The organism is Acidocella sp., from assembly GCF_036489515.1.
Classification (GTDB): domain Bacteria; phylum Pseudomonadota; class Alphaproteobacteria; order Acetobacterales; family Acetobacteraceae; genus Acidocella.
In genome coordinates, this window is sequence record NZ_DASXFO010000048.1 from 23,837 (window position 1) to 38,169 (window position 14,333).

2 protein-coding genes are annotated in these 14,333 nt (G+C 66.3%); one reads left to right on the forward strand and one right to left on the reverse strand.

Annotated features, from left to right (window positions below):
* Position 1: 1 nt before the first annotated feature.
* The gene (locus VGG47_RS07485; protein WP_331537049.1) at positions 2–292 is read right to left on the reverse strand and encodes a hypothetical protein; all 291 of its coding nucleotides are present in this window, start codon (positions 290–292) and stop codon (positions 2–4) included.
* 415 nt (positions 293–707) lie between these two features.
* Between VGG47_RS07485 and VGG47_RS07490 the strand changes: the two genes are divergently transcribed.
* Positions 708–14,324, forward strand: a complete 13,617-nt coding sequence (locus VGG47_RS07490) for a hypothetical protein (RefSeq protein WP_331537051.1) — start codon at positions 708–710, stop codon at positions 14,322–14,324.
* Positions 14,325–14,333: the final 9 nt, after the last annotated feature.

Consider the following 14,333-nt stretch of genomic DNA (forward strand, 5'->3'; position numbering starts at 1 on the left):
ATCATCGCATGAGTCGGTTCGGCAGCGCCGCGCGTCGCGCATCCAAAGAGTCGGCACTGTGCTGCAACAACTCCGTACCGTCACCCAAGAGCCGGGTGAGGCGGGCATTGAATGGCGTCTTCTCGTCAAGCAGGCGGACCGCATCCAAACGGCGGTGGAGAATTTGATCGTACCAGTAATCGGCGCGCTGGGCAGCAGGGACAGAGTCAGTCGAGTAGGAGGCCAGCGTCCCCTGCGCCACAGTTTCCTGATGGCGCGCGGCGGTAAGATGAGGTGCCTGTTGAACGGCCATGGTCAATTCCAATTCGAAGTCATTATTAATTGCGATGCGTCATATTTACTTGCTTGGCAACGGCCACTTACGTCCAAGGCGGGAGGCGGTTTTCAGGTGAGACGTTCAGTCTAGAAATTTATTATGAACCTGAGACGCGCAGCCTAACACGTCCGTTAGGGTTTATCTAGACATTGCAAAATCGAAAGTACGTGCATCGGCTTTAAGGGTGCGCAACCAAGGGAATTTTTGCGCGATGGCTAAGACTACCTGTGATTGCGATACGGATCCGGTGACGTGTTGGCAAGGGTCAGATCCCGTCTGGCTATCGCGTTTAGCGTAACGATCTATGAACGGCATCCTGGCGTTTGCCACGGCGGTCCTGCGACCGCGGTCCCTTCGGCTGACATTGCTTTTTTGGGCCGCGTTTCCCGCCATGGCCTGGGCTCAGACAACCCCGCCGCCGGTACCGGCGATTCCGGTTTATACGGTCGGTGAAGGCATCACCAACCCAGACACAGGACAAGCAGAGACCGTTACGCAGCTGGTTGGCAACTATGCGGTTGTCACCAATGACGGGAATTATATTCTGCTGGCAACCTCGGTTGGCCAGACATTTACGAGTGTCGATGCCTCGGGCAATTCGGCGGTGTACACCGTTACGGCGGTGACCCTGAGTACCGGCACGCCGCCAGTGGTGACCGGCGTTACACTCACCAACCTGAGCAATGTCACCTCGGCCCAGAACGTGGTGGTCAACGATACGGCAGCGCTGAATGCCGCCGGGACAACGCCGGCGGCGGGGAGCAACGGATCGGGCACGTCGTCTTTCAGTTTCCCGGCGGCCAGCGGCGATGTGAATAATGTGGTTGATTCGAGCGTCGGCAATAATGGTTCGAACGGGAGTGACGGCGGCGGCATCAGCGTATGTATACCGCTTTTGGGCTGTGCCACCATTGGCTACAGCCCCAGCTCGGGCGGAAATGGCAGCAATGGCGGGCCCGTCAGCGATACAGTCTATGCCGGCTCGGGACCCATTTCGACGGTTTCGGCCAGCCTGCCTGGGATCGTTTTTTCAAGCGTGGGCGGCAATGGCGGCTCCGGCGGCAACGGGTACGGCATTAATATAACCGGCGCGAACGGCGGCGCCGCGGGCGTCGGCGGCACCGTCGATGGCACATCCTACGCCACAATCATCACCACAGGGGCCAATTCCGACGGCATATTCGCGCAAAGCCGCAGTGGCCAGAGCGGGTCTGGCGGCACTGGCTATGTCTATTCAACTGGCGGCAGCGGCGGGGCGGCTCCTGGTCAAGGCGGTTCGGTCACAGTCACCAATTACGGGAACATCCAGACCAGCGGCGACGGGGGCAACGGCATTCTCGCCCAGAGCCTGGGCGGTGGGTCAGGGTCTGGCGGCGGCAGCTACGGTATCGTCGGCGATCCTGGCGATGGCTCGGTCGGTGGCGATGCCGGCGATGTCACCGTTACCAATAGCGGGATTATTGCGACCCAGCAGAACGCGGCCGATGGCATCCTGGCACAGTCGATCGGCGGCACTGGCGGCAGTGGCGGGGCTGGTGGTGGCCTGGTCGCTCTCGGCGCCAGCGGCGGCGGGGGCGGCGACGCGGCGGATGTGGCGGTGACGAATACCGCGACGGGTTCGATCAGCACCTTGGGGACTGATTCCAACGGCATTCTCGCCCAATCCATCGGCGGCGGCGGCGGCGATGGTGGCAACAGCACCGGCATCGCGGCCATGGGATCGTCTGGCGCGGGCGGTGGCGATGGCGGCGGGGTTCAGGTCACGAATGCAGGGATCATCGGCACCTCGGGTGCCGATTCAGATGGGATCCTGGCGCAATCCATTGGCGGCGGCGGCGGTAATGGCGGCAGCAGCACGGGCCTCGTCGCGCTGGGCGCCAGTGGCAGTGGTGGCGGCAGCAGCGGCGAGGTGCAGGTTGACAATTCCGGGGACGTGACCGTCTCGGGCGCCGGGTCAGACGCGATTGTCGCGCAATCCATCGGCGGCGGCGGCGGCAACGGTTCCAATTCTTCGGGGCTGATCGCGCTGGGCGGCACCGGCTCTGGCACCACGACCGGCGGTGTGGTGCAGGTGACCAATACGGGCATTTTGCAGGCAACCGGTGCCGGGGGTGTCGGGATCCTGGCGCAATCCATTGGCGGCGGTGGCGGCAATGGTGGTGAAAGTAGCGGACTGTTTGCCGTGGGCGGCAGCGGTGGCAGCGGCGCGGATGGCGAGGCGGTGACCGTCACCAATGGCGGCAACATCGCCACCGGCGCCGATGCCAGCTCGAATAATTCCATCGGCATTCTGGCGGAATCGATCGGCGGCGGCGGCGGCAATGGCGGCAACGCGATTGGCGCCGGGCTGGGTTTTAGTGCCGCCTTGGGGGGCAGCGGTTCGACCGGCGGGAATGGCGGCAATGTCGCGGTGCTGCTGGATAATACCGATGCCGCGCTGGCGGACGGCTATAACATCACCACCCTGGGCAATAATGCCACCGCGGTCGTCGCGGAATCGATCGGCGGTGGCGGTGGCAATGGCGGCTTTGCTGCCTCTGCCGCGGTGGGCCCCATCGGGTTTGCATTGGGCAGCGGCGGTTCTGGCGGTTCCGGTGGGACGGCCGGAACGGTGACGGTGGATACCAAAGGTTCGCTGGATACCTCGGGCAACAGCTCCGATGGGATTCTGGCGCAATCCATTGGCGGTGGCGGTGGCAATGGCGGGTCGACCCTCACGGCGTCGGCCGGTCTCGCCGCTGTCTCGGTTGGGCTGGGCGGCACGGGCGGCGATGGCGGGGCTGCGGATACTGTCACCGTGGGGAGCCTGAGCAACATCTCGACGTCCGGGGATAATTCCGACGGCATTTTGGCGCAGAGCATTGGCGGCGGTGGCGGCAATGGCGGCTTCGCCATCGCCGCCGGGGTTGGCGGCGGCAGCGTGGCCATGACGTTGGGCGGAGCGGGCGCCGACGGTGGCAGCGGCGATGACGTGGCCGTGGTCAGTTCGGGGTCGATTCTGACATCGGGCGACAATTCGGCGGGCATTCTGGCGCAGTCGGTGGGCGGCGGCGGCGGCAATGGCGGCTTCGCGGTCTCCGGCAGTGCCGGCGTGGTTTCGGGTGCGGTGGCACTCGGCGGGTCTGGCGGCAGTGGGCAGGAGGCCGGTGCCGTTTCGGTGACGGCTGATGGCGGTGGGGCCTCAAGCACGGTCACCGGCTATGGCAGCGAATGGAATACGGTGACGTACGGCGCGAATTCCGGTGGGATCGAGGCGCAATCCATCGGTGGCGGTGGCGGCGATGGCGGGCTTTCGGGCACGATTGATCTGGCCGGTGCTTTGGGCGCCGGGGTCTCGCTCGGCGGTTCCGGGAGTGGCGGCGGAGATGCGGGCAGCGTCACGGTCACCAGCGGTGATAGCAGCTACGCCAACAATATCCTGACCGAAGGGGCCTCATCGGCAGGTATCCTGGCGCAATCCATCGGCGGCGGCGGCGGCGATGGTGGGTTCTCGGGCGCATTGACGTTGAGCGCCGGCGACGCGGTGGGGGCAGCCATCGGCGGTAATGGGTCTGGCGGCGGCAATGCCGGGCTGGTGACGGTCGACAGCATCGGCGACATCGTGACATTGGGCAGCAATTCAGACGGAATTCTCGCGCAATCCATCGGCGGTGGCGGCGGCAATGGCGGCTTCAGCGCGGCGGCGTCGGGCGCGGACGGGGGAGCGCTGGCTCTGAGCCTGGGCGGTGCGGGCGGCGGCGGCGGCCAAGCGGGCGCGGTCAATGTCACTGATTCCGGGGCGATTTTAACCGCGGGCAGCAATTCGGATGGAATTCTCGCGCAGAGCATCGGCGGCGGTGGCGGCAATGGCGGCTTTGCGGTCTCCGGCGCGCTGAGTTTGGCATCGGGCGCCGTGTCGCTGGGGGGGAATGGTGGCAGTGGCCAGGATGCTGCGAGCGTGACGGTGACGGCCGATGGGGGCGGCGATTCCACGAGTGTTGCCGGCTATGGGGCGGGCTGGAATACCGTGACCGGGGGCGCTGAGTCTGACGGGATTGCCGCGCAGAGCATCGGCGGCGGCGGTGGCAATGGCGGGTTCTCCGGTACCTTGGTGGTCTCGGCAGTGGCCGGAGCCGGGGTGACGCTGGGGGGGAGCGGTGCCAGCGCCGGGTCGGGGGCAAGTGTCGCCGTGACCAGCGGCAACAGCACTGACGCCAATAACATTCTCACCGAGGGCGCGTCCTCCGCCGGGATTCTGGCGCAGAGCATTGGCGGCAGTGGCGGCAATGGCGGGTTTTCCGGCGCGCTGACGGTGAGCAGCGAGGCGGCGGTTGGCGTCGCACTTGGTGGTGATGCGGGCGCCGGTAGCGATGCCGGGGCGGTTACGGTCGACAGCATCGGCAATATCGTGACGCTGGGCGACGATGCGGATGGGATACTGGCGCAATCCGTTGGCGGTGGCGGCGGCAATGGCGGTTTTAGCGTGGCGGCGTCCGGCTCTGCTGGTGGCGCGCTGACGGTCGGCCTTGGCGGGTCGGGCGGCGGCGGCGGTACCGGCAATGTGGTGACAGTGGCCGATTCCGGGTCGGTTTTAACGGCGGGCAACGATTCAGACGGCATTCTGGCGCAGAGCATCGGCGGCGGCGGCGGTAATGGCGGGTTCGCGCTATCCGGCAGCCTAGGGGTGACGTCGGGCGCGCTGACCCTGGGTGGCCAGGGCGGCAGCGGCCAGGATGCAGGCGATGTTTCCGTGACCGCCGATGGCGGCGGCACGTCGCTCAGCGTGACGAATGTTGGCGGCAGCTGGAACACTGTGACCGAGGGTGATGATTCAGACGGGATCGCCGCCCAGAGCGTTGGCGGCGGCGGCGGCAATGGCGGGGTCTCCGGCAGCCTGGTGGTCTCGGCGTCGGCGGGTGCCGAGGCCACGCTGGGCGGCGCGGGCAGTAGCAGCGGTGCCGGTGGCAATGTCACGGTGACCAGCGGTGACAGTCTTTATGCCAATAATATCCTCACGGAGGGGGCGTCCTCTGCCGGGATCCTGGCGCAGAGCATTGGCGGCAGTGGCGGCAATGGCGGGTTTTCCGGCGCCCTGACGGTGGGTGGCGAAGCGGCGATCGGCCTTGGCCTCGGCGGTGATGGCGGGGCGGCGAGCGATGCCGGGACAGTTACGGTCGGCAGTACTGGTAACATAGCGACCTTGGGCGATGATTCAGATGGGATACTGGCGCAATCCATTGGCGGCGGTGGCGGCAATGGCGGTTTTGCCGTGGCGATATCCGGCTCCCAGGGGAGCGCGCTGGCCGTGTCCCTCGGCGGACTGGGCGGCGGCGGCGGTACTGGCAATGCGGTCAGCGTGTCGGATACAGGTTCTATTTTAACCGAAGGCGATAACGCTGACGGCATTCTGGCGCAGAGCATCGGCGGCGGCGGCGGTAATGGCGGCTTTGCGGCAAGTGGCACGCTGGGGCTTTCGTCCGGCAGCATAACGATTGGCGGCGACGGCGGGGCAGGGCAGGACGCCGGCACGGTGGACATCGCCGAAAATGGCGGCGGGGCGACGATCAGCGTGGCCGATTATGGCAGCGGCTGGAACACCGTGACGATGGGGAACAATTCCACTGGCATCGATGCGCAGAGCCTTGGCGGTGGCGGTGGCAATGGCGGGCTCGCGGGCAGCGTGTCTTTGGGCGCCGGGGGCACCATCGGCGTTGCCCTGGGTGGTACCGGCGGTGACGGCGGTGACGGCGGTGCGGTGACCGTGGAGAGCGGTGATTCGACCTATGCCGATAACATTCTGACGGAAGGCGATTCTTCGGCCGGCATCCTGGCCCAGAGCATCGGCGGCGGCGGCGGCAATGGCGGGTTTTCGGGTGATCTCTCCTTAGGGGGCTTGGCCGCGATTGATGTTTCGGTTGGCGGCGGCGGCGGTGCCGCGAGTGATGGCGCCGCGGTCAGTGTCGCCAGCATCGGCGACATCGTCACGCTGGGGAATAATTCCGACGGCATTTCGGCGCAGAGCATCGGCGGCGGCGGCGGTAATGGCGGTGATTCGGTTGTTCTGGCCGGGTCGGGTTCGTTCGAGGCTCTGGGTGGGGCGGCGGCGGTCGCGGTTGGAGGGTCCGGGGCTGGCGGCGGTAATGCCGGGGTGGTGACGGTCACGTCGACGGGGTCCGTGGCGACAGCGGGGGATTATGCAGACGGGATCGCCGCGCAATCGATCGGCGGTGGTGGCGGCAATGGCGGTTTCGCGGTTTCCGGCGCTCTCACGACGGGGGCTGCCAGCCTTGCGGTTGCGGTTGGTGGTTCAGGCGCGGCAGGTGGTGATGCCAGCGCGGTCACGGTCACCAGCGATGCCGTTCCAACCGTGGATGCGCTGCCCACGGCGGACACGCTGATGACCGAAGGCTACGCCGCCAATGGGATCGATGCGCAATCGATTGGCGGCGGCGGCGGCAATGGCGGTTTCGCGGGCAGCCTCGGCGTGGCGTTTCAGGGTGGCGCGTTCGGTGTTTCGGTTGGCGGGTCCGGGGCGGGCGGCGGGAATGCCGGTTCGGTCACGGTGGCCAGCTATAATAACATCCAAACGGAAGGCGACCTGTCTGACGCCATTTTGGCCCAGAGCATCGGCGGCGGCGGCGGCAATGGGGGATTTTCCGTTGCCGTGGCTGGCGGGTCGGAACTGGCCGGTACGGTCAGTGTGGGCGGTTCTGGTGGCACTGGCGGCGATGCCGCAGCGGTGTCGGTCAGCTCGACCGGGCTGATTCAGACGGCGGGTGACTATGCGGATGGCATTGCCGCGCAGAGCATCGGCGGTGGTGGTGGCAATGGCGGCTTCTCCCTGTCCGGGAGCCTGGCGCTGGACGGTGGCGCGCTGGGCGTCTCGGTTGGAGGCTCCGGCAATGGCGGCGGGAGTGCCGGGGCGGTGACGCTCGATAGTTACGGCGTTGCTTTGGGCGATTTACCCGACAGCGCGACATTGGTGACCTCAGGCTATGATTCCGATGGTCTCCTGGCCCAATCCATCGGCGGTGGCGGCGGCAATGGCGGCTTTGCCGGTGCGCTGGGTGCGGATCTCGAAGGTGGCAGTTTCAGCGTTGCGGTTGGCGGCGCGGGTGCGGGTGGCGGTGACGCGGATACCGTGACGGTGGCCAGCCTGAACAACATCGCGACGACGGGCGATCTGTCCGATGGCATTCTGGCGCAGAGCATCGGCGGCGGTGGCGGCAATGGCGGTTTTTCGATCGGCGTGGCTGGCGGATCGGAATTGGCCGGTTCGGTCAGCGTTGGCGGTGCTGGCGGCACCGGGGGCGATGCCGAAGCGGTGTCGGTCAGCTCGACCGGGCTGATCCAGACGGCGGGTGATTATGCGGATGGCGTTGCCGCGCAGAGCATCGGCGGCGGCGGCGGCAATGGCGGCTTCTCCTTGTCCGGGAGCCTGGCGCTGGAGGGGGGCGATCTGGGCGTCTCGGTTGGCGGCTTCGGCAATGGCGGCGGAAGTGCCGGGGCGGTGACGCTCGATAGTTACGGCGTTGCTTCGGGCGATTTACCCGACAGCGCGACATTGGTGACCTCAGGCTATGAGTCCGATGGTCTCCTGGCCCAATCGATCGGCGGCGGTGGCGGCAATGGCGGCTTTGCCGGTACGCTGGGCGCCGATCTGGAAGGTGGCACGCTCGCCCTCACGGTCGGCGGTTTTGGCGCGGGCGGTGGAGCGTCGGGCGATGTCGCCGTGAGCAGTGACAACAATATCTCCACGACGGGCGATCTCTCGAATGGAATCGAGGCGCAGTCGATCGGCGGCGGCGGCGGCAATGGCGGTTTCACCATCGGCCTGTCGGGCGCTGACGACGGCGCAGGTTCGCTGACGGTCGGTGGCGCGGCGCTGAGCGGCGGCGGCGATGCCGGGACGGTTTCGGTCGCCAGCACGGGGGCGATCGCTACATCCGGTGAGAATGCCGATGCGATTCTGGCGCAGTCGATCGGCGGCGGCGGCGGCGATGGCGGTTTCGCTTTGTCCGGCTCGTTCACCCTGGGCAGTACCGGCCTGTCGGTGGGGGTTGGCGGCTTGGGCAGCAATGGCGGGACCGGCGCTGATGTGACGGTTGACAGCAATCTCGGCAGCACGCTGTCCACGGCTGCGACCATTGAGACCACCGGGAGCAGCGCCAATGGCATCGAGGCGCAGAGCATCGGTGGTGGTGGTGGCAATGGCGGGTTTTCCGGCTCTTTCACGGCGACGGTTGATGCCGAAGCTTCCGTGGGCTTGAGCGTCGGCGGATTTGGCGGTGCGGGCAGCAGCGCGGGCGATGTGGCCGTCGATAGCGTGGATAACATCCTGACCGAAGGCACGGGCTCCAGCGCTATTCTCGCACAAAGCATCGGCGGCGGCGGCGGTTATGGCGGCTTCAGCTTCGCCGGGACTCTTGCGGACGAGGGTGAAGAAGGCGTCAACCTGTCGGCCTCCCTGGGGGGCTTAGGCGGCTCGGGGGCTGATGCCGGCGCGGTTGCGGTCTCTTCAACCGGCACGCTTGTGACCGAAGGCGCCGACGCCGATGCGGTGATCGCGCAATCGATCGGCGGTGGCGGTGGCAATGGCGGGTTGAGCGTTTCCGCTTCGATCAACGCATGCGACGCGTGCTCCGGTAGTCTCCCGGTGATTTCCGCCTCGGTGGGCGGCATCGGTGGTGCCGGCGGCGAGGGCGGCGATGTCTCGGTCACCCGCACGGGTGATATTTTCACCGCGGGCGACCAGTCGGTGGGCATCCTGGCGCAGAGCATCGGCGGTGGCGGCGGCAATGGCGGCATAAGCGTTGCGGGTTCGATCGGCGGGACCGACGCGCAGCAGATTGCCGCGTCTGTTGGTGGGTTCGGCGGCCCCGGCAGCAGTGCCGGCACAGTGACGGTGAACAACACAGGCGATATCACCACCGGCACGGTCACGCCGGAGACTGAAACGGTCGTCGATATGTCGAGCGGTAGCCCGGTGCTGACGACGCAGACGGTAAATGTCGTCACCGGCATGAATTCGGATGGCATCGAGGCACAGAGCATCGGCGGCGGCGGCGGCAATGGCGGCCTCGCGGTTTCCGGCGCCATCGGGTTGGTGGGCGAAGCCACCAATGTGAATGTCGGCCTCACCCTTGGCGGCCTCGGCGGCTCCGGCGGCACGGCGTCCGATGTGAATGTCACGAATAGCGGGGCGCTCACGACCTATGGCGCCAATGCGGACGGCATCTCCGCGCAGAGCATCGGCGGCGGCGGCGGCAGTGGCGGCGGCGCCATCACCGGCCTGCTCGGCGCCGGCACTTCGGCGACCGGCAAGGCCGTCAACCTCGCGGTCTCGGTCGGCGGCTTGGGCGGTTCGGGCAATCTAGCCGGTGATGTCATGGTCGGTCAGGCCGGCAGCATTTCCACCTCCGGTTCGGGGTCTGTGGGCATTCTGGCGCAGTCCGTGGGCGGCGGCGGCGGCACCGGCGGCAATGCCAATACGATCTCCCTTCAGCTTGCCGTGCCCTGCACTGGAGACGACTGCCAAAAGCAGCAAAACCCCAGCGTCAATGTGCAGGCGAGCGTGGGCGGCGAAGGCGGAACCGGCAACGATGCCGGCACGGTGCAGGTCACCAACACCGGCACCATCGTCACCACCGGCGATGCCGCCGAAGGCATTTTTGCGCAGAGTGTGGGCGGCGGCGGCGGGATCGGCGGCAATGGGGTCATTGGCGTAAACGACCTGTTTTCGTCGCAGATCGCGACCGGCACCGGCGCTGCGCTCACGGCGGTAAAGGCGGCGGCCGGCACGTCCAGCACGCTCACATCCCTGGGCAAATTCTCCGTCGGCGGTTTTGGCGGCGAGGGCGGCAATGGCGCGGCGGTGGGCGTGACGAATAGCGGGGCGATGGAAACCACGGGCGTGAGTTCCGATGGCATCCTGGCGCAGTCCGTGGGCGGCGGCGGCGGCCAGGGCGGTCTGGCCAATTCCGGCATTACCGGCCTGGCCAGCCTGGGCGGCTTTGGCGGCGCGGCGGGCGATGCCGGCGATGTGACCATCGCCGACAGTACCGGCGGAAACATTCTCACCACGGGCGATCTCTCCGATGCGATTGCCGCACAATCGGTTGGCGGCGGCGGCGGCGATGGCGGCGGTGCCGGCGCCTTGCTGGCGGTGGGTGGCTTTGGCGGCGCCTCAGGTAGCGCTGGCACCGTGACGGTGACCAACGATGCCATGCTGGAGACCGAAGGCGGATTTTCTGACGCGATTTTCGCGCAATCGGTTGGCGGTGGTGGTGGCAATGGCGGCGGCATTTCGCTTTCCGGCCTTGCCCTTGGTGGCTACGGCGCGGCGAGCGGCAGCGGCAATGCCGTTACCGTGGACAATGCCGCCACCGGCACGATCGATACGACGGGTCTGGGGTCGGATGGCGTTCTGGCACAATCGATCGGTGGTGGTGGCGGCAATGGCGGGAATGTCGGCAGCGACAGCAGCACATTATCGACCCTGAGCAATCTCGTGATCGGTGGTGGCGGCGGCGCTGGCGGCGCCTCGGGCGATGGCGGCCTGGTCACGATCGACAATGCAGCGCTCATCGTCACGCAAGGGGACGATGCTGATGGGGTGTTCGGGCAAAGCGTCGGCGGCTCCGGTGGCACGGGCGGCAGCGTCTATCTGGGGGCGATTTCTGTCGGTGGCGCCGGTGGCGACAATGGCGATGGGGGCGAGGTCGATATTTCGAACACCGGGGAGATCGCCACGTCAGGGGCTGCGGCGGATGCGATCGCCGCGCAGAGCGTGGGCGGCGGCGGTGGCACGGCCGCGGGCGGCGGCAGCGCCGCGGGGCTGGTCGCCATCGGTGGCGCCAGTGCCAGTTCTGGCAATGGCGGGACCGTCAACGTCGCTAACGATAGTGACCTCCTCACCGCAGGTGTCGCGGCGGATGGCATTTACGCGCAATCCGTGGGCGGCGGCGGCGGTAACGGTGGATCGGCGCAAGGTTTCTACGCCATTGGCGGATCGGGCGGCAGCAGCGGCAATGGCGGCGCCGTTTCCGTCACCAACCAGGCCGCCGGAACGATCCTCCTGACAGGCGACCTGTCCAGCGGCATTTTCGCGCAATCCGTGGGTGGCGGCGGCGGCAGTGGCGGCGGGGAGGCGACGACGGCGTCGGAGCTGATTTCATCCGTCATTGGCAGTAACGATACATCCGGTGCCGGCGGAAGCGGCGGCGATGGCGCCGCGGTCACGGTCGATAATTTTGGTGAGATCGAAACCCAGGGCCTCGAATCCCAGGCGATTTTCGCGCAGTCGGTGGGCGGCGGCGGCGGCAATGGCGGCGCTGCGGATGCGAGCGACATCACGGTGGGCGGCAATGGCGGCACGGGCGGCAATGGCGGCGCTGTAACGGTCACCAATGAGACGGGGGCTCTTCTGGTGGCAACCGGCGCCGAATCCACGGCGATTTTCGCGCAGTCGGTGGGCGGCGGTGGCGGTAATGGCGGCGCGGCGCTGGCCGTCGCCGACGGTGCTGCGACCTCCATCACGCTCGGCGGCTCGGGTGCGGCTGCGGGCGATGCCGGCGCCGTTACGGTCACGAACAACGCCACCATCGACATCACCGGCGACAATTCCTTGGCCATCCTCGCGCAATCGGTGGGTGGCGGCGGTGGCACGGCGGGCTCGGTGGGCGGCGGGGGAACCGTCACGCTGGGCGGTTCCGGAGGTGCCATCGGCAATGGCGGCAATGTCCAGGTCACCAATACCGGGCTCATCGAAATCCAGGGCAACAATTCCGTCGGTATTTTTGCACAATCGGTTGGCGGCGGCGGCGGCCTCGTAACCCCGGGCAGCGGCGATACCACGCTCGCCCTGAACAGCGATAACACCGGCAATGGCGGCACCGTCACTGTCGATAACAGCGCCGGTGCCATCGTCATGACCGGGGATAACGACATCGCCCTCTACAGCCAGAGCGTCGGCGGCGGCGGCGGCGCGGTCGGCTTGCAGACTGACCCGGCCGGCCAGGTTGGCGCGTTTCTGTTCAGTGGCACTGCCCAGGGTGCCGGCACCGCGGCCGCCACGGAAATCAACCAGACGGGTGACCTGATCGCCTCCGGCGCGAACTCCATCGCTGTGCTGGGACAAAGTGCGGCCACTGGCGGTGCCGGCGATATTACCATCAACATTATCAACCCCTCCGCAAGCACGTACAGCGTGATCGAAGGCGGCAGCGCGCAGGGTGCTGCCGTTGAAATTCTGGGCGGTGACAACAATACGCTGAACAATGCGGGCATCATCACAAGCGTTCTGGGCATCGACGGCTACGCTGTGCGGGCGAGCGGCGGCAATAACACGGTGAACAACGACAACCTGATGGTCGGTTCGGTGGATTTGGAGGGCGGCACCAACGCGTTGAACAACGCGGCCGGCGCGCTGTTCGATGCTGGTGTTACGGTTGATCTTGGCAGTGACGGCACTTTCACCAATGCCGGGCTGCTGTCGACGGGTGTTTACGAGAATGTGGCGACGACCGACCTCACCGGTAATTTCGTGCAAGTGGCGTCCGGCGTCGCGGGCGTCGATCTCGACCTGCTCAGCGAAACCTCCGATGAGTTGACGGCCACAGGGACCGCCAATGTCTCCGGCACGGAGATCATCAACGTGCTCAATCCGGGTGACGCACAGACCGGCTCGCACGATGCGGTGCTGGTGGATGCGGCACAGGGCATCACCGGCCATGCGGGCCTGAGCCTCGATGCGCTGCCATCTGCTGTGGCGACCTATACGCTGATCTACCCGAATGCCGACGACGTCGATCTGAACTATGTCATCAACTATTCCCCCGCAGGGCTGAACCGCAACGAGAACTCGGTCGGCACCGCCATTAACGAGATTGAAACGGACCGTATCTCGCCGGCATTCGTGCCCATCGCGGCGGCCTTGTTCTATCAGCCGAATGTTAGGGATCTGGCGTCGGTTTACGATCAATTGTCCGGCGAGGGTACGGCGGCTGCCGAGCAGGTTGCATTTGACGCGGATGGCGAACTCATCTCCTCGATCGGCGCGCAGCTGAGCACCGAGATGTCGGACAATGATGCCGATGGGGGGCCGTCACAGAACACGTCCCCCTGGTCGCCCCATGTGCATTTCTGGTCTTCGGGTTACAGCTCCAGCTCCTTCGTCGCCGGGCAGGCCTCGACGGGTTCGGCAGGTGTCCAATCTGACAGTTCGGCGGCGATTGTCGGCATGGATAAGTGGTTCACGCCGCACGTTGTCATCGGCATGGCTCTGGCGGGCGGTACCTCGTCCTATACGGTGGCGGACCGCCTCACCACAGGCAGGGTGTATACGACCAATATCGCCGGATACGCCGCCTGGGCGGGGGAGCACGCCTATGTCGAAACAACCCTGGATTTTGGCACCTATGGCGATAACGAATATCGCAGCGCCGCCATTCCGGGTAGCACGCCGCCCCCGCTCAGCGGCACGCCGGTCCCCGCGATTCCAGGCTTTTCAGAAAAATTGAATGCGCAATATGCAAGCAATTCGGTAGGCGGACAAATTGAAACCGGCTGGCGGATGCACAGTGGGGTGCTCGGCTTCACGCCGTTCGCGGCCCTACGCGTCACATCGCTGAACACGAACCCGTATACGGAAACCCAGAGCAATGGCACGCCGAGCCAGATTGGCCTGAGCTTCGCCTCGCGCGATGTTTTCTCGGTTCCGACCTTCCTGGGCGGCCAGTTCGATATCGCAACGCCGGTGGGGAATGTCGGCGGGCTGGGCGCCTGGGTACGCCTCGCCTGGATGCATGATTTCTCCCCCTATCGCACGGTCAACGCGTCGTTCATCTCTGCGCCGGGTTATGATTTCACTGATCTGGGAGCAACGCCGCCGCGCGATTCCGGGCAGTTCGACGCGGGGGTGAATTTGGAGCTCGGCACGCATGTTCTGCTGTATTCAAAATTTTCGAGCGATGTCGCCGGCGCCGATACGTCTTACACAGGAAGCGGGGGCCTCCGGCTAAGCTGGTAAGTTTGACCA